Below are 17,529 nucleotides of genomic sequence, written 5' to 3'. Positions count from 1 at the left end.
TCCCGAACGGGTGTGATTTCAGAGGGTGTTGGCCCGGCGCCCGTGTGGTGGATCTGGATGGCGGCATGGCCGGTCACCGCGATTTTCGTGCTGTCCAATGCCGCCACTCCGCTGTATGTGCTCTGGCAGCGGGACATCGGCTTCTCCAAGGGCATGCTCACCGTAATCTTCGCCTGCTACATCGTGGGGCTGCTGGGATCGCTGCTGGTGTCAGGCGTGGTCTCCGACCGCTTGGGCCGCAAGCGGGTGCTGCTGCCGGCGCTCGGTCTGGCCCTGGTGGCCTGCGGGATCTTCGCGACCGCGTCCTCGGTGGCCGCTCTCGTCGTGGCGCGGCTGCTGACCGGCATCGCCGTCGGCGCGGCCGTCTCCGCGGGCATGGCGGCGGTGACGGACGTGGCGGGGCAGCGGCGTAAGCGGCTGGCGGCCCTGCTCGCGTCCTGCGCGATGGTCCTGGGGGCGGGGCTCGGCCCGTTCCTCGCCGGTGTCCTGTCCGAGACGCTCCCGGCGCCGACCGTCACGGTGTTCCTCGTCGAGGCGGTGCTGTTGGCGACCGCCGCTCTCGTTGTGGCGCGGATGCCGGTGCCGCGTCCCGCCGCGACGGGCGGCGGGGCCTGGATACGCGTCCCCGGGGTGCCGCGCGAGAGCCGTACGCAACTGGTGCTCGGCATCGCCGCGTTCGGCCCCGGCATCACCGCGACCTCGTTCGTGCTGTCGCTCGGACCCTCGCTGCTGTCCGGCGCGCTGCACACCACCAGCCGGGTGGTCGCGGGAGGCATGGCCTTCGTGATGTTCCTCGTCGCGACCGGCGTCCAGTTCGCGGTGCAGCGGCTGCGGAGGCGCACGGTCCTCATGGCCGGAGCCGTCAGTACGGCACTCAGCACGGCGGCGCTGGTCGTCGCGGTGCACGCCTCGTCCGTCCCGGCGCTCACCGCATCCGCCGTGCTGGCGGGCGCGGGCCAGGGCCTGGGCCAGCTCGGCGGCCTCTCCCTGCTCAACTCCGCCGTCCCGCCGCGGCGTCTGGCCGAGGCCATCGCCGCGCTCAACGTCGGCGGCTACCTGCTGGCCGGTTCCCTGCCGGTGGCGGCCGGCTACCTCAGCGACGCCACGGGGCTGACGACCGGGGCGACGGTTTTCGCCGCCGTCCTCGCGGCACTCGCCGTCGCCGGTGGTCTGGTGGTGGCTGCCGCCCGCCGCCGGATCGCGGAACCGGTCTGAGGGAGGGGAGTGGGGGAGTGCGCGGCGCTACCCGAACTACCCTATGAGGGACGGGAGTTGAGGGTGACCCCGGCCGCCCGGGAGGCCGGGTGTGTGTCAGGCGGTCGCGCTGAGGCGGCTGATGCGGTCGGCGTCGCAGGTGCGCGGGCAGGTCACGCAGGTGTCGTCGGGGCGCAGCGTGTAGAACATGCAGCAGCTCGCGCGGTCCCGGGTCGGCAGTGCCTCGCCGGAAGGGCCGGTCAGTTCGCGGAAGGCCGCGCTGCCGACGTATGGGGCGGTGGCGCCGGGCAGCAGCTGCTCCAGCTCGGCCATGGCGCGCGGTTCCTCGCCCAGGAGGTGCCCGAGGTACCACAGGCCCTCGACGATCTCGTCCGTCGCCATGCCCCACAGGGCGCGCGGGCCGCGCCGCATCCGGGGGCGGAATCCGTCGAGCACGGGCGCCAGATGCTCGGCGACCGCGTCCCGCACCTCGGCGCGCAGCGCCTCCTCGTCCGGCACCACACGGGCCCCGGGCAGACCGGCCGCCGGGTCGCCGGGAAGACATGCGAACGAGCGCACCCGTACGGCCATCCGGCCCAGCTCGCGCTGGAAGGTGACGTCCGCCACCGGCAGCCGCGGCACCCGGCGGTCCAGGAACCACGGCATGGTGATGAGCAGGCAGGCGGGCCAGGCGTAACGGTGCAGCGCGAAGCTGGCGATGACGTCAGGCCGGGCGCGGGTGTGGTAATCCCGCAGGACCTGCTCGTCGTCCCAGGCCAGGAAGGCGTCGAGGGCTTCGTCGCCGGCCGCGAGTGCGGCGGCGGGCACCCAGCCGGGGCCGCTGGGTGCGGTCGTGTCCCACTCGGTCACCCGCAGGCCGGGGAACACCTCGGTGAGCCTGGCGTAGGCGCCCGTGAACGGTGAGGTCAGGGCAGGCGCGGCAAGGGCAGGAGTCATGCGGGAGACCACCGAATCGGGATCGTTGGCAGGTAAGCCTTACCTTACCTGAAGACATTACCCCGACTCCGCGAGGTGTGAACACCGGTTCCGGACGCCTAAAGTGCTGGGGATGTCAGGAGGAAGCAGCATGGAGCAGGGCAGAGCGGAAGCGCAGACCCCGGTCCGGGCACGGGTGCCCGCGCAAGCCGGTTCCGCCGCGCCGCACGGCGATCACGTCGTCCATGAGCGTGCCACGGCGGTCCATGCGGCGAGTGCCGCGACACCCGATGCCGCGGGGCAGGGCGCGCCGCGCCTCCAGCGGCACTCCGTACGCGGCCAGGTGCTCGCGGCGCTGCGGGAAGCGCTGCTCGCCGGTGAACTGACGCCGGGCGAGGTCTACTCCGCGCCCGCGCTCGGCACGCGGTACGGCGTCTCGGCCACCCCCGTCCGCGAGGCGATGCAGCAACTCGCGGGCGAGGGCGCCGTCGAAGTGGTCCCCAACCGCGGCTTCCGGGTCGCCGAGCGCAGCGCGCGTGACCTCGCCGAACTCGCCGAGGTCCGCGCCATGCTGGAGATCCCGGCGATCGTCGGGCTGGCCAGGGCGCTGCGTCCGGAGCGCTGGGGGGAACTGCGCCCGCAGGCCGCGGCCTGCGCCAGGGCCGCGGCGCACGGCGACCGGGTCGGCTACGCCGATGCGGATCTGGCCTTCCATCACGCCCTGATGTCCCTGACCGGCAACCGCCGCCTGGTGGAGGTCGCCGACGACCTGCTGCGCCGCACTCAGCGCCCGGCCGGCGGCTCCCGGCTGCGTACCGCGGAACTGCTGGCCGACGCGTCGGAGCACACGGCACTCCTGGACGCCCTGGCCGCCCAGGAGTACGAGGTCGTCGAGCGCATCGCCCGTGCCCACCTGTCGGCGGCCCGCCACCCGCACTGACCGGTCGTGGTGCCGGGGGCGGGCCGTGGCGTCAGTCCGGAACCAGCTCGCTCATCGGCAGTACGGCGACGTCGGCCGCGGGCCGGGAGAGGTACAGGTCGGCGTGGTAGAAGCCGTCGGCTTCCTTGCCGTGCGTCGTCAGGCCGTGTCCGGCCAGCGCGGTGAAGGCCGCCCGCCGCTCGTCGCCGTCGGCGAAGCGCCGCTGGCGGAACGTACGCGTCGTCAGTTTCTCGGTCACCAGGCCCGCGCGGGCCAGCAGTGCGGACACCGGCCGGTAGGAGACCGTGCGCAGTACGAACGCGGCCACCCAGGGCGGGCTGTCCATGGAGTCGATGAGGTGGCCGAAGGTGCGCTCCGAGATGTAGCCGACGCCGCCGGTGACGGTGATCAGGTCGGTGCCGGCCAGTGCGGCGCGCAGCTGCGGGCTCGGCTCGTCGGCTTCGAGGTTCTCCGCGAACCCCTGGTCGAGCACGCCCGCTGACCTGGCGTAACCGACGGCCTGGTCGGCCACGTCGAGGCCGGTGACGTGCGGTGCGTCGGGGAGGATCCGGGCGGCGAAGTACGCGCGGTCGTCCTGCGGCCGGCGCGGCGCTTCCTGGTCCTGCCGGGCGTACCGGTCGTAGAGGTCGGTGAGGGTCAACCGGTGTTTGAGCAGTGCGGCGTTGATGCCGTACGAGCAGCAGAGGTCGACGACGTTCAGCGGCGGCCGGTCCGCGCGGCGCCGGCGCAGGGCGTCGACGGCGGCGCGGAACACCGCCTGGCCGTGGTGCGGGATCTGGTAGTCGAGCGGCTGGAGGGTGGCGAAGTAACGCTGTGGATCGGGGCGGTTGTAGATCGCCTCGAAGTCGGCCTTGCCCCAGTCGGATGCTGCGGTGGTTTCGGTCGTTCCGGGTGCCACGGGGGCCTCCTGAAAGGCTCTGCGAAGGGGGGGACCGGCTCCGGCCCTGGACCAGCTTCCAGTCCCCGTCACCGCGCCGCAGTGCGACTTGCGGCCATTTTCGGCACCTCGGGCACCGTCCCCGAGGTGCCAACATCACCCCGTTGTCCGCTAGTTCCGCCTGGTCATGGCGTCACGCCGGTGCGGCCCGGCAGCTGTTCCGGCCCCGGCACAGTGCAGATCCGGCCAATATTCGCCGGGGTGGGCATGGCCGGTGGCCAGTGGTTGACGGCCCGGCCGCGGCGGCCAGGGCAGCGGCCGGGGCCGCCACGGCGGGTCGCTACGGGGTGACAGCCGCCACCGTGAACCGGCCCGCGAGCCAGGTGGGCAGACCACCCATCAGACGGAAAAGCCGGGCGGCTTCGGCAACCAGACGGTCCTTCTCGTCATCGGGCACGGCGTCGGACAGGGCCACCAGCGCGGGCGCCGTCCCGACGAGGAAACCCAGCTCCTCGCGGATCCGCAGCGACTCGGTGAAGCCGTGCCGCGCCTCGGTCAACTCGCCGTCGCGCAGGGCGAGTCCGGCCAGGTGCCGCCAGGTGGAGGAGAGCAGCAGCAGGTCACGGGCCGCGGTGGCACCCGCGTGGGCGCGGCGGTACGCGGCACGGGCGGACTGCGGGCTGTCGGCGACGTGCTCGGCCATCAGCCCGCGGCGGAAGTCGAGGAGTGGACGGCCGGCCGCTCCCGGTGCGAGCAGTGCGGCGGCCCGGCCGAGCGCCGAGCGCGCCTCGTCGGCCCGGTCGCGTACGCCCAGGACCGTTGCGGCGTAGGCGAGTTGGCCGCGTTCGCAGGCCGCGGCGCCGCGCTCGTCGTCGTCGCCCGCGAGCGCCTCGGCGGCGCGCAGCGCGTCCTCGGCGCCGGCCCAGCCGTCGGCGGTGTACATGCAGCCCTCCACCAGGAGGGCCGCGCGGCGCAGTGCGGACGGTGCGTGACGGGCGGCGTGCGCCTCCAGCAGTGCGGCGGCGTCGTCCCAGCAGCCGCGGGACCGCAGTCGCCATACGGCGCGGTCGAGTGGATCGTCCCCCTCCGCCGTCCTGGCTCCCGGAACCACTGGTACCGGTTGTGCCGGCCGACGTGATGCCGCGGAATCCGCGGATCCTGACATGGCGGTATCCGCCACATTGCCCTCCCCGAGCGCGCCTTTGAGCTGGATGGTGGAGCCGTGCGCGCATCTCAGCACGGTTCCGTCGCCCGGCCAAGGGGGTGGGTGAATGAATTCACAATCTTCGGGGCCCCTTCCGGCCACCGGCCGGGGCCGGTGATCGGCCGCGCTCCCGGCCGGGCCGCGGGCGGGGCCGTCCGGCGCGGTGCGGGACGATGCCGCCCGATCGGATGACCCCGGACGGCGGTGCGCGGTTGCCGGCGGCGGCGCCGGGTCGTGCGCCGAGGGGCGCGCCGGGGCCCGCCGGGGTGCGGGGGAGGCGCACGCCGGGGTGCGCGCGCGGAGCCTTCGGTGCCGTCAGCCCACGGCGCCCGTCAGCTCATCCGCAGGGCGAGGAAGAAGTCCAGCTTGTCCTCCAGGCGGGACAGATCGCGGCCGGTCAGCTGCTCGATCCGGCCCACCCGGTAGCGGAGCGTGTTGACGTGCAGGTGGAGGCGGCCCGCGCAGCGGGTCCAGGAGCCGTCGCTGTCCAAGAACGCCTCCAGGGTGGGGATCAGCTCGGCGCGGTGCCTGCGGTCGTAGTCGCGCAGCGGGTCCAGGAGGCGGGCGGTGAAGGCGCGGCGGACGTCGTCCGGGACGAAAGGCAGCAGCAGGACGTGCGAGGCCAGCTCCTCGTGGCCGGCCGCGCAGACCCGGCCGCTGCGGGCGGCGGCGACCCGGCGGGCGTGCCTGGCCTCCTCCAGGGCGCCGCGCAGTCCCTCGGCCGAGTGCACCGAAGCGCTGACGCCGACCGTCAGCCGGCCGTCGTCCGCCAGGCCGTGGCCCAGCGGTTCCCGGATGACGGAGAGCAGCGATCCGGCGTGCAGCCCCGTCGCCGCGCCCTCGCCCGCCGCTTCGGCCGTGGCGGGCAGCGGAACCAGCGCCACCGCCTCGTCGCCGGTGTGCGCGACGGCGATCCGGTCGGACGGCTCGGGCCCGAACGTGCCGGGGTCGACCAGCACCTCTTCCAGGAGGGCCTGTGCGACCGGGCCGCCCGGTACCCCGTCGCCGTCCCACTCCACCCGGGCCACCACGATCTGCCAGTGCGGCGCGGCGCCCAGACCGGGCAGCAGCACCGGCGCGGCGACCCGCAGCCGGGCCGCGATCTCGGCGGGCGGCGCGCCCGTCTGCACCAGCTCGATGACCTCCTGGGCGAGCCGCCTGCGCACCGTACGCGCCGCGTCGCGCCGGTCGCGTTCGACGGCGATCAGCTGGGTGACGCCCTGGAGCAGGTCGAGCCGTTCCGCCGGCCAGTCGCCGGCGTCCGCGTCCACGGCGAGCAGCCAGTCGGAGAGCAGCGTCTCGCGCAGGTCACGGCCCTCGTGCCGGATGGGGAAGAGCGAGTACGTGGTGCCGCCGAGCGTGACGCGGTACGGGCCGCGCCGCCCGCCGCGGGAGGCCGCGAGATGCTCGCCCGCCAGCTGCGCGGCCAGCTCACCCGGCAGTTCGGGGCCTGCGCCCGCCAGCGTCGATCCGGCGATCTGCCGGCCGGTGGGGGAGAGCACCCAGGCCCGCAGGTCGAGGTCCGAGCCGAGGAGGTCGAGCACCACTTCGGGGCCGCCGCCCGCGGGCCCCGACGTCATCAGCCGCCGGTGACGGTCGACGACGGCGGCGAGGTCACCGGCCCGTTCGCCGGAGACCTGCCGGACGACGTACTCGGTGATGGAGGCGAACGAGACGTCCTCGACGACGGAGAACAGCGGCAGCCGGTGCCGGGCGCACGCCTGCACGAGATCGTCGGGCACCGAGCCCAGCTCCGCCTCGCCCGCCGCGAGCCCGGCGACGCCGGCGGCGGCCAGGATCCGGACGAAGCGCTCCGAGTCGGCCGCCTCGCGGCGCCAGGCGAGGCCGGTGAGGACCAGCTCACCGCCGGACAGGTAGCGGCTCGGGTCGCGCAGGTCGGTGGTCATCACGCCGCGTACGGAGCGCTCCAGCTCGTCCTCGCCCCCGAGCAGGCGCAGGCCCAGGGATGTCGTGTCCAGGAGTGCGCGGAGCCGCATGACCTCGCCCGCCGATCTTTGCTGTGTCTTGTGGTGCCGGTGGAATGCCGCGAGGTTTCTGCACCCCGCTATTCGTTCGAATCTACAAGACACAGGCGCTGGCCAGCCAACCGCTTCATGGTTTCGGTGACTGCACCGGCCGGGCCGTGAGCGGTTTCACTGGCCCCAACAGCATGAACAAGACATGAACGGCTCGATGGCGACGAGGGCCGAAGGTCCTCACCATGAGCAGCGGACGACCATTTTCATAGAAGAGAGCCTCGTATGGACTTCCTTCGCCCCGCCAGCTGGGAGGAGGCGCTCGCCGCGAAGGCCGAGCACCCCACGGCTGTACCCATCGCGGGCGGCACGGACGTGATGGTCGAGATCAACTTCGACCACCGCCGGCCCGCGTACCTGCTCGACCTGAACCGCATCGGTGACCTGTCGGAGTGGGAGGTCGGGGAGAAGACCGTACGCCTCGGCGCGTCCGTGCCGTACACCATGATCATGGAGAACCTGCGGACCGAACTGCCAGGACTCGCGCTGGCCTCGCACACCGTGGCCTCCCCGCAGATCCGCAACCGCGGCGGCGTCGGCGGCAACCTCGGCACCGCATCCCCGGCCGGCGACGCGCACCCCGCGCTGCTCGCGTCCGGCGGCGAGGTCGAGGTCGAGTCGGTACGTGGCCGCCGCATGATCCCGGTCGACGACTTCTACGTCGGCGTCAAGCGTAACGCCATGGAGCAGGACGAGCTGATCCGCGCGGTGCACCTGCCCAAGGCCGATGGGCCGCAGCAGTTCTCCAAGGTCGGCACCCGCAACGCCATGGTTATCGCGGTGTGCGCCTTCGGCCTGGCGCTGCACCCCGAGACCCGCACGGTCCGCACCGGCATCGGCTCCGCGGCGCCCACCCCCGTACGGGCCCGCGAGGCCGAGGAGTTCTTGACGGCCGCGCTGGACGAGGGCGGGTTCTGGGAGTCGGGCAACACCATCCCGCCGTCCGTCGCCAAGCAGTTCGCGCAGCTCGCCACCGGCGCCTGCAACCCGATCGACGACGTGCGCGGCAGCGCCAAGTACCGGCGCCACGCCGTGGGCATCATGGCGCGCCGCACCCTCGGCTGGACCTGGGAGTCCTACCGGGGCCAGGAGAGGAGCACCCAGTGCGCGTGAACTTCACCGTCAACGGCCGCCGCCAGGAGGCCGACGACGTCTGGGAAGGCGAGAGCCTGCTGTACGTCCTCCGCGAGCGGATGGGCCTTCCGGGCTCCAAGAACGCCTGTGAGCAGGGCGAATGCGGCTCCTGCACGGTCCGTCTCGACGGTGTGCCGGTGTGTTCGTGCCTGGTGGCCGCAGGGCAGGCCGAGGGTCGCGACGTGGTGACCGTCGAGGGGCTGGCCGACTTCGCCAAGCAGCGTGCCGAGCACGGCGGTTGCGCCTCCGGGGCCTGCGGTACGAGCGTGGACGCCGCCAAGCAGTGGCAGGCCAAGCCCACATCCGCCGACTCGCAGACCGGCGGGAACGTCGAACTCTCCCCGATCCAGCAGGCGTTCATCGACGCGGGCGCGGTCCAGTGCGGCTTTTGCACCCCGGGCCTGCTGGTCGCCGCCGACGAACTGCTGGAGCGCAACGCCTCCCCGTCGGACGCCGACATCCGCGAGGCGCTGTCGGGCAACCTGTGCCGCTGCACGGGCTACGAGAAGATCCTCGACGCGGTACGGCTCGCAGCCGCCCGCGGCGAGGACCTGACCGCAGGACAGGGGGCCTGACCACCATGGGCGTCACGCGCACACCCACCAACCTCACGCAGGGCGGCAGGACCAGGGCCGGGGTCGGCGAGTCCACGCTGCGGCCCGACGGCACCCTCAAGGTGACCGGCGAGTTCGCGTACTCATCGGACATGTGGCACGAGGACATGCTGTGGGGCTTCACGCTGCGCTCCACCACCGCGCACGCCGAGATCCGGTCGATCGACACCTCCGAAGCGCTCGCTACCCCGGGCGTTCACGCCGTCCTGACCTACGACGACCTGCCCACCGACGTGAAGCACTACGGCCTGGAGATCCAGGACACGCCGGTCCTCGCGCACGGCAAGGTCCGCCACCACGGCGAGCCGGTGGCGCTCGTCGCCGCCGACCACCCGGAGACCGCCCGCCGGGCCGCGGCGAAGATCAAGATCGACTATGCCGAGCTGCCGGTCGTCACCGACGAGGCGTCCGCGACCGCCGACGGCGCGCCGCTGGTCCACGAACACCGCGACGACCACCACGCGGGCCACGTCCCGCACCCCAACATCGTGCACCGCCAGCCGATCGTGCGCGGCAACGCCGACGAGGCCGCCAAGAGGGCCGATGTCATCGTCACGGGCGATTACGTCTTCGGCATGCAGGACCAGGCGTTCCTCGGCCCGGAGTCCGGCCTCGCGGTGCCCGCCGATGACGGCGGCGTCGACCTGTACGTCGCCACCCAGTGGCTCCACTCCGACCTGCGGCAGATCGCGCCGGTCCTGGGCCTGCCCGAGGACAAGGTCCGGATGACGCTGTCCGGCGTCGGCGGCGCGTTCGGCGGTCGCGAGGACCTGTCGATGCAGATCCACGCCTGTCTGCTGGCTCTGCGCACCGGCAAGCCCGTCAAGATCGTCTACAACCGCTTCGAGTCCTTCTTCGGACACGTCCACCGGCACCCGGCCAAGCTCAGGTACGAGCACGGCGCCACCCGTGACGGCAAGCTGACGCACCTGAAGTGCCGCATCGTGCTGGACGGCGGCGCCTACGCCTCCGCCTCGCCCGCCGTCGTCGGCAACGCCTCCTCGCTCGCCGTCGGCCCCTACGTCGTCGACGACGTCGACATCGAGGCCATCGCGCTCTACTCCAACAACCCGCCGTGCGGCGCGATGCGCGGCTTCGGCGCGGTCCAGGCGTGCTTCGCCTACGAGGCGCAGATGGACAAGGTCGCCGCCGAACTGGGCCTGGACCCGGTCGAGTTCCGGCAGCTCAACGCCATGGAAGAGGGCACGATCATGCCGACAGGGCAGCCGGTCGAATCGCCCGCCCCGGTCGCCGAACTGCTGCGCCGCGTCAAGGCGATGCCGCTGCCGCCCGAGCAGCAGTGGCTGGCGGCGGGCGAGCGGGCGGACGTCCGCGCGCTGCCGGGCGGCCTGTCCAACACCACGCACGGCGAAGGCGTCGTCCGCGGGATCGGCTACGCCGTCGGCATCAAGAACGTCGGATTCTCCGAGGGCTTCGACGACTACTCCACCGCCAGGGTGCGGATGGAGGTGGTCGGCGGCGAGCCGGTCGCGACCGTGCACACCGCGATGGCGGAGGTCGGCCAGGGCGGCGTCACCGTCCACGCGCAGATCGCCCGCACCGAGCTGGGGGTCCGGCAGGTCACCATCCAGCCCGCCGACACCCGGGTGGGCTCGGCGGGTTCCACCTCCGCGTCCCGGCAGACGTACATGACCGGCGGCGCGGTGAAGAACACCTGCGAGGCGGTGCGCGAGAAGGTCCTGGAGATCGGCCGCGGCAAACTCGGCACCTACCACCCCGCGTGGGCCACCGCCGAACTGCTGCTGGAGGGCGGCAAGGTCGTCACCGACGGCGGCGAGGTGCTGGCCGATATCGCGGACGTCCTGGAGGGCGAGGCCGTCGACCTGGAGCTGGAGTTCAGGCACCGGCCGACCGAGGCGTTCGACCTGCGCACAGGGCAGGGCAACGGCCACGTCCAGTACTCCTTCGCCGCGCACCGCGCGGTGGTCGAGGTGGACACCGAGCTGGGCCTGGTCAAGGTCGTCGAGCTGGCCGTCGCCCAGGACGTCGGCAAGGCGCTCAACCCGCTGTCCGTCGTCGGCCAGATCCAGGGCGGCACCACGCAGGGTCTTGGTGTCGCGGTCATGGAGGAGATCGTCGTCGACCCGAAGACGGCGAAGGTGCGCAACCCCTCCTTCACCGACTACCTCATCCCCACCATCCTCGACACCCCGACCATCCCGGTCGACGTGCTCGAACTCGCCGACGAGGCCGCCCCGTACGGGCTGCGCGGCATCGGCGAGGCCCCGACCCTGTCGTCCACCCCGGCCGTCCTCGCGGCGATCCGGAACGCGACGGGCCTGGAGCTGAACAAGACGCCGGTACGCCCCGAGCACCTCACCGGCACCTGACCGTCCGGGGCAGCCGCCCAGGACACCGGCACTCCGGGCGGCGGGCAGCAGGGTGTCCTGCCCGTTCCTCCTCCGCCCACCGCCCGGAGCCGCCCCCTCCACACCGCTCTTTCCACAGCAGGGAGTTCAGCAGGGAGTTCCTTCCGCACCACGCAGTCGCTGTCCGCACCGCGCTGGCAGCACCCACCGTTCGCCTCGGGCCGTCCCCCGGGTCGTGCAGCCGAATATCCATCCCAAATCTCGCAGCGTTGCGAGTGCACCTATGAACCTTGGGAGTTAAGGCACCATGACCCAGCAGTCCATAGAGCCGCAGACGGCGGCGGAAGACGCCGGCGAGGGCTCGCGGCCACCCGCCGGCCGCTCGTGGCTCGACCGGTACTTCCACATATCCGACAGAGGCTCGACGATCCCCCGTGAGGTACGCGGCGGCATCACCACCTTCATGGCGATGTGCTACATCCTCCTGCTCAACCCGCTGATCCTGTCGACACCCGACGTCGACAAGCACACGCTCGGGCACGCCGGCGTGGTCACCGCCACCGCGCTGGGCGCCGCGGTCTGCACGCTGCTGATGGGCTTCGTCGGCAAGGTGCCGCTGGCGCTGGCGGCCGGGCTCAACGTCTCCGCGGCGCTGACCACCCAGGTCGTCCCGGACATGACCTGGCCGCAGGCCATGGGCATGTGCGTGCTGTACGGCGTGGTGATCATGCTCCTGGTGGTCACCGGGCTGCGCGAGATGATCATGAACGCCATTCCGCTGGCGCTCAAGCACGCCATCACCATGGGCATCGGCATGTTCGTCGCCCTGCTGGGTCTGGTGAAGGCCGGCTTCGTCGGCAAGGGCGAGGGCGGCCCGGTCACCCTCGGACTCACCGGCAACCTCTCCGGCTGGCCGGTCCTGTTCTTCTGCGTCACCCTGATCCTGATCTTCATGCTCCAGGCCCGCAGGGTGCCGGGCGCCATCCTCATCGGCATCGTCGCCGGCAGCGTGCTGTCCATCATCGCCACCAAGGCCGGCGGCCTGACCGACAAGGACTGGCAGGGCAGCGCCCCCGCACTGCACGGCAGTGCCGTCTCGGCACCCGACTTCGGCCTCTTCGGACACGTCGAATTCGGCGGCTGGGGAGCCATCGGCGCCCTCAGCGTCGGCATGATCGTCTTCACCCTCGTACTGGCCGGGTTCTTCGACGCGATGGCCACCATCATCGGCGTCGGCACGGAAGCGAAGCTGGCCGACGACAAGGGCCGGATGCCCGGCCTGTCCAAGGCGCTCTTCGTGGACGGCGCGGGCGGCGCCATCGGCGGTGTCACCGGCGGCTCGGGCCAGACCGTGTTCATCGAGTCGGCGAGCGGCGTCGGCGAAGGCGCCCGCACGGGCCTGTCGGCGGTCGTCACCGGCCTGTTCTTCGCGGCCTGCCTCTTCTTCACGCCGCTCACCCAACTGGTGCCCGCCCAGGTCGCGTCGGCGGCCCTCGTCGTCATCGGCTCGATGATGATGAGCGCGGCTGCGCACGTCGACTGGAGCGACCGGGCGACCTCCGTCCCGGTCTTCCTGACCGTCGCCCTGATGCCGTTCACCTACCAGATCACCGCAGGCGTCGGCGCCGGCGTCATCGCCTACACGGCCATCAAGACCGCGCAGGGCAAGTGGCGCGAGGTCGGCGGCTTCATGTGGGTGCTGACGCTGGTCTTCGTCGTCTACTTCTCACTCCACCCCATCGAGAGCTGGCTGGGCGTCAGATAACTCCCGCCAACTCCCGCCCGCCCCCCGCCCGTTAGGAGAACGACATGCTGGACATCGCCGAAGAGCTGCACCGGTGGGTCGAGCAGGGACGCGACTTCGCGGTGGCCACCGTCGTGACCACCCACGGCAGCGCGCCCCGCCAACCGGGCGCGGCGCTCGCCGTCGACGCCGGCGGCACGGCGATCGGGTCGGTCTCCGGCGGGTGTGTGGAGGGCGCGGTCTACGCACTGTGCCAAGAAGCGCTGGAGACCGGCGAAGTGGCCACCGAACGCTTCGGCTACAGCGACGAGGACGCCTTCGCCGTCGGCCTGACCTGCGGCGGCATCATCGACATCCTCGTCACGCCGGTACCCGCGAGCACCCTCGCGCCGGACCCCGACGGCCGGCGCGACGGACGGCCGGTGGACAGCAACCCCGCAACGCTGGCCGCCGCCCTGGCCGCCGCCGCCCAGGGGGAGGCGGCGGCGGTGACCCGCGTCGTACAGGGCCCGCCCGAACTCCTGGGCCGCGCCCTGCTCGTACGCACCGACGGCAGCCACACCGGCACCCTCGGCGGCCACCCCGCCCTGGACCGCACCGCCGTCGCCGAAACCCGCGCACTGCTGGACGCCGGACGCACCGCCACCACCGAGATCGGCGCGGACGGCGCACAGTGCGGAGCGCCCGTCGTCCTCCTGACCGAATCATCCGTCCCGGCCCCCCGCATGATCGTCTTCGGCGCCATCGACTTCGCCGCCGCCCTCGTCAAGGTCGGCAGGCTGCTCAACTACCACGTCACCGTCTGCGACGCCCGCCCGGTCTTCGCCACCAGGCAACGCTTCCCCGACGCCGACGAGATCGCCGTCGACTGGCCGCACCGCTACCTCGACTCCCAGGACCTGGACCCCCGCACGGTGCTGTGCGTCCTCACCCACGACGCCAAGTTCGACGTACCGCTCCTGGAACGTGCGCTCACACTCCCGGTCGCCTACGTCGGCGCGATGGGCTCCCGGCGCACCCACATCGACCGGCTCCGCCGCCTGCGCGACGCCGGCCTCACCGAACTCGAACTCCACCGCCTCCGTTCACCCATCGGCCTCGACCTCGGCGCCCGCACCCCCGAAGAGACCGCCCTCTCCATAGCCGCCGAAATCATCGCCAACCGCCGCGGCGGCACCGGCGTCCCCCTCACCGGCGCCCACACCCCCATTCACCACGACAACCCGCGAGGGCTGGGGCGGATCGGGTCGGTGGCATGAGGGGGCCGGGCCACGGGAGGCGGGCTGACGGGAGGCGGCAGCGCTCCCTCCGTACCGTCCTCCGTCCCGTCCACCATCCCGTCCGGCCCCGGCGCGCACCGGCCGCAGAAGGTCCGGACGACGCAGGGCCCGGATGCCGTGTCGAAATAGGCGTCCCGCAGCTTCCAGGTGGACCCGCAGTCACAGCGCTCGGAGAACGTCACCGCACCACACCTCCCCGATTGCCGACCCGGAACGCGTCGGCCCGCTGCGCACGCGGGTGCGCCTCGACACCCACATCGAGCGGCCGTCGCTGCGGACCGCGCGCACACGGCTCGCACAACACCAACTCCCAGCCGGGCCCGGAAGCGGAATGCTGATAGACCTCGGCGACGTCATCGGTGGCGCCGCAGGTCTCACAGCGATCGGTGTCGGTCATAACGCCCTTTCGTAACGGGAAGCCTGGGGAGCGCGGGAAGCGCGGGAAGCCGCCACGTGAATCCGTGACACGACTCCTCACCGTGAGGGTGTCCCGGGCACGCCGGTCGGACTCATCGAAGGTGGTCGAAGTGTGGCCCCCGGCGCCCGCGATGTGGCGCTGGAAGGCCGGGCGGACGGTGTGGTCCCGGCTGAGACGGTCCCAGTTGTGGATGAGGCATACGACGGGGCGGCCGAGCCCCCGTACGTCGGCCGCCATCTGCCGGGTGAGGCGCATGAACTCAGGCCGCTTACCGGGGAGTTCGGCCAGGGCGTCGGCGCCACGATCGATCCAGGCGCCGGCCACCTCCCACCCATACCGTTCGGCGGTGTTCCGGCATCCCAGGAGGCGCTGCTCCAGCAGCCGATGGGAGTGACGGGCGGTGGCACGGTCGTAGACGTAGACGTAGACGTAGACGTAGACGTAGACGTAGACGTAGGCGGATGCGTGGTTGTCGGCGGGCCCGCTCACGAGGCGCCGTCCGCCCGGCGGGACAGGCCCAGCAACCACTCGCAGTCCCGGGCGAGTTGCTGCACCTGGACGTGCGCGGAGAGCGGTCCGGGGCCGAGCCCTGGCGGGCCTGGTGGGCGATGGCGTCCAGGCGCGCCATCAGCCGATGCGCCTCGGCGCCGCTGTGACGGAGACGGCTGACGGATTCACGGGCGTCGGGGAGGAGGCGGGCGATGTGCGCCCGCAGTTCCCGCTCAAGCTCGGCGAGTACGCCGAGGCCGGGACGGGCGGTGCGGAGGTGGAGGGCTTGGTGGATGGTGTCGTTGATCGTCTCCACGGTGAGAGCAGTCGCGTCGATGTGGATCACGTCGGCGGCATGCTCTCGGAGGCGTTCGGCCAGAATGGCGGTCGAGTCGGTTCTCACGTCCATGCCCTCAGTGGATCGCGCAGCGGGCCGGCGCGGCATCCGACAACCTATGACACGGACTTGATCATGGCTTTGAGCATTGCCATCACCGGAACCCGGTCAACCGGCCACCACGAACTCACCTGGTACGGGGACCTCTTCGCGACGTATCTCGGTCCGTTTGCCACCGAGGGAGCACACTTTTACATCGGCGGAGCGAAGGGAGTGGACACCCTGGCATTGCGATGGATCGCGGATCACTCGTCGGCGTCGATCACTGTCGTCGTCCCGGGGACCATCGGTGAACAACCGGACGAGGCCCGGCAGGCGGTCGACCAGTGCAGGGGCCGCATCACAGAAGTCGTCGAGCTGCGCGCCCCGGAACTGCAATCACGCGCCTACCACGCACGCAACCGCTACATGGTCGACCGATCCGACATGGTGATCGGGTTCCCCCTGGAGAAAAGCGAAAGCGGCTCCGGCACGTGGCAGACGCTCAACTACGCGGCGGAGCAAGGGAAACCACGTCTGATCGCTCCTGTGTGACCCAGGGCATGGGCATGATGGAGGTATGAGCGAGCACGGTCGCCACGTTGGCGCTGCCACACTCAAACGGCTGCGCCACAGCCGTGGCCTGTCCCTGGCCGTACCGCCCGCGCATTGGCCGACGTAGCCGCACGCTTGGGGTTGCCCCTCGACAGCAGTGCCGCCAGTGTGCAGCGGTCCGTCGCCCGCTGGGAGAGTGCTCGTCCGATCCTGCCGAGCGAGCGGTATCAACTGCTGCTCGCTCACCACTACGCCCGGAACGGGGGCGAAACGTCCTTCGGCCCGGGTTCCGATTTCGCCGAGCTTCTCGACGCGCTCAGGCACCTCGGTGCGAGCGAGCGGGCCATCGGCGAGCTGCGTCGGCTGCTCGTGCGCACCCTCACCGACACCGGCCTCGACCTGCTGTCGCTGCTCGGTCCGCAGGCCGGTGCCGCCCTCGCCGGGGCGCTCGCCGACCCGCAAAGGGCCGACGCCATGGTCCTCGATGTGCTGCGCACCGCGATCAGTGACGTGAACCGCGAGGTCGGGAGCCTGCCGTTCGTACGCCTGCAGTTGCTTCTCGCGCCCGTTGTCGAGTCGTGCAGACGACTGCTCGACGGTGACGTACCCGGGCCACTGCTTCCGGGCTTGCGGACGGTCGCCGCACACGCCTACACCCTGGCGGGCCGGCTTGCCTTCGAGACGCGTGACGATGCCACGTCGCGCGGCCTGTACGCCGCTGCCACCGAGACCGCAGGATGCATCGGTGCCCCGTGGCATCGCGCGGTGGTGCACATGAGCCATGCCCTGGTCACCTTGTATGCGACGCCCGGCACCGAAGCGGCACAGTGCCTGGTCGCCGCCGCGGTACGCGACGCACGTGCCGGTCACAGCATCACCGTCCGCGCCCGCTCGCACGCCCTTCAGGCGGAGTTGAGCGCCCGCGGCGGAGGAGAGCGCGCCGAACGGCAGGCGCGCTCCGCGCTCGCCCTTGCCTGGTACGACCTCGACCGGGAGCGCGCGGACGACCCGTCCGGTGTGTCGTTCACCGCTGCCCACCTGCGTGGATTCGAGGGCGTCGTAGCCTTGTACGTCGGTGACGCGGCAACGGCACACGAGGAGTTCGTGCAGTCGGCGTCGGCACTCACCCAGAGGCGCGAGCGCGTGCAGCGGTCGATCGTCACGTCGGACCAGGCCCTCGCACAACTCCGCCTGGGTGACCCACAGTCGGCAGCCGCTCTGCTGCACGACTGCGTCGACACGGCATCAGCGAGCGGCGGCCGAGTGGCGACGATCCGACTCCGCCGCGCCCGCCGCGAACTGCGGCCGTGGCGCCGGGAGGAATGGGCTGCTGCACTCGATGATCACATGATCGAGTCCTTGGGGGGGGGAGCGGGACGAGCAGACCTCGGCTCCGCCTGAG

General features: G+C 72.1%; 14 protein-coding genes and 1 pseudogene. 9 read left to right on the top strand and 6 right to left on the bottom strand.

What is annotated here, in order from left to right:
• Positions 1–57 precede the first annotated feature (57 nt).
• Entirely contained in the window at positions 58–1,215 is a 1,158-nt protein-coding gene (locus ACGFNI_RS09530; RefSeq protein ID WP_393682126.1) for an MFS transporter, read from the top strand.
• 96 nt (positions 1,216–1,311) lie between these two features.
• On the opposite strand, the gene ACGFNI_RS09525 is transcribed toward ACGFNI_RS09530, so the two are convergent.
• Positions 1,312–2,151 (bottom strand): (2Fe-2S)-binding protein, encoded by an 840-nt coding sequence (locus ACGFNI_RS09525; RefSeq protein WP_393682125.1) that lies wholly within the window; start codon positions 2,149–2,151, stop codon positions 1,312–1,314.
• 130 nt (positions 2,152–2,281) lie between these two features.
• Here ACGFNI_RS09525 and ACGFNI_RS09520 point away from each other — a divergent pair, with 130 nt between their 5' ends.
• Positions 2,282–3,070: a GntR family transcriptional regulator gene (locus ACGFNI_RS09520; RefSeq protein WP_393682123.1), complete on the top strand. Its 789-nt coding sequence runs from the start codon at positions 2,282–2,284 to the stop codon at positions 3,068–3,070.
• Positions 3,071–3,101: 31 nt separating this feature from the next.
• On the opposite strand, the gene ACGFNI_RS09515 is transcribed toward ACGFNI_RS09520, so the two are convergent.
• The 3 genes from ACGFNI_RS09515 to ACGFNI_RS09505 all read right to left on the bottom strand — a co-directional run bounded on the left by ACGFNI_RS09515 (position 3,102) and on the right by ACGFNI_RS09505 (position 7,148).
• Positions 3,102–3,968: a hypothetical protein gene (locus tag ACGFNI_RS09515; protein ID WP_393682122.1), complete on the bottom strand. Its 867-nt coding sequence runs from the start codon at positions 3,966–3,968 to the stop codon at positions 3,102–3,104.
• Positions 3,969–4,287: 319 nt separating this feature from the next.
• Positions 4,288–5,112, bottom strand: a complete 825-nt coding sequence (locus tag ACGFNI_RS09510; protein ID WP_393682120.1) for a hypothetical protein — start codon at positions 5,110–5,112, stop codon at positions 4,288–4,290.
• A gap of 371 nt (positions 5,113–5,483) precedes the next feature.
• Entirely contained in the window at positions 5,484–7,148 is a 1,665-nt protein-coding gene (locus ACGFNI_RS09505) for a PucR family transcriptional regulator (RefSeq protein ID WP_393682119.1), read from the bottom strand.
• Between the two features lie 264 nt (positions 7,149–7,412).
• Between ACGFNI_RS09505 and ACGFNI_RS09500 the strand changes: the two genes are divergently transcribed.
• The 5 genes from ACGFNI_RS09500 (at position 7,413) to ACGFNI_RS09480 (ending at position 14,268) form a co-directional block, all read left to right on the top strand.
• Positions 7,413–8,300, top strand: coding sequence for an FAD binding domain-containing protein (locus ACGFNI_RS09500; RefSeq protein WP_393682117.1), 888 nt, complete (start codon positions 7,413–7,415; stop codon positions 8,298–8,300).
• Positions 8,291–8,896 (top strand): (2Fe-2S)-binding protein, encoded by a 606-nt coding sequence (locus ACGFNI_RS09495; protein WP_393682115.1) that lies wholly within the window; start codon positions 8,291–8,293, stop codon positions 8,894–8,896. Before ACGFNI_RS09500 ends, ACGFNI_RS09495 begins: the two co-directional genes overlap by 10 nt.
• 5 nt (positions 8,897–8,901) lie before the next feature.
• Positions 8,902–11,286 carry a xanthine dehydrogenase family protein molybdopterin-binding subunit gene (locus ACGFNI_RS09490; protein WP_393682113.1) on the top strand — a complete coding sequence of 795 codons (2,385 nt, stop codon included), beginning with the start codon at positions 8,902–8,904 and terminating at the stop codon, positions 11,284–11,286.
• Between the two features lie 286 nt (positions 11,287–11,572).
• Positions 11,573–13,030 (top strand): NCS2 family permease, encoded by a 1,458-nt coding sequence (locus tag ACGFNI_RS09485; RefSeq protein WP_393682111.1) that lies wholly within the window; start codon positions 11,573–11,575, stop codon positions 13,028–13,030.
• A 44-nt stretch (positions 13,031–13,074) separates the two neighbouring features.
• Complete coding sequence (locus ACGFNI_RS09480) at positions 13,075–14,268, top strand: XdhC family protein (protein WP_393682109.1); 1,194 nt, start codon at positions 13,075–13,077, stop codon at positions 14,266–14,268.
• Between the two features lie 199 nt (positions 14,269–14,467).
• Here the strand turns inward: ACGFNI_RS09480 and ACGFNI_RS09475 are convergent, their stop codons facing one another.
• Positions 14,468–15,196, bottom strand: coding sequence for a hypothetical protein (locus tag ACGFNI_RS09475; RefSeq protein ID WP_393682214.1), 729 nt, complete (start codon positions 15,194–15,196; stop codon positions 14,468–14,470).
• A 142-nt stretch (positions 15,197–15,338) separates the two neighbouring features.
• Positions 15,339–15,605: pseudogene (locus tag ACGFNI_RS09470) on the bottom strand (DUF6415 family natural product biosynthesis protein); the annotation flags it as partial.
• A 63-nt stretch (positions 15,606–15,668) separates the two neighbouring features.
• Between ACGFNI_RS09470 and ACGFNI_RS09465 the strand changes: the two are divergent.
• Positions 15,669–16,127, top strand: coding sequence for a DNA-processing protein DprA (locus tag ACGFNI_RS09465; RefSeq protein ID WP_393682107.1), 459 nt, complete (start codon positions 15,669–15,671; stop codon positions 16,125–16,127).
• Between the two features lie 114 nt (positions 16,128–16,241).
• Positions 16,242–17,528: a hypothetical protein gene (locus ACGFNI_RS09460; protein ID WP_393682106.1), complete on the top strand. Its 1,287-nt coding sequence runs from the start codon at positions 16,242–16,244 to the stop codon at positions 17,526–17,528.
• Position 17,529: the final 1 nt, after the last annotated feature.

The organism is Streptomyces sp. NPDC048644, from assembly GCF_043199105.1.
GTDB lineage: Bacteria > Actinomycetota > Actinomycetes > Streptomycetales > Streptomycetaceae > Streptomyces.
Note: the sequence above shows the minus strand (reverse complement) of the source record. Positions and strands in the feature narration are given on the sequence as shown.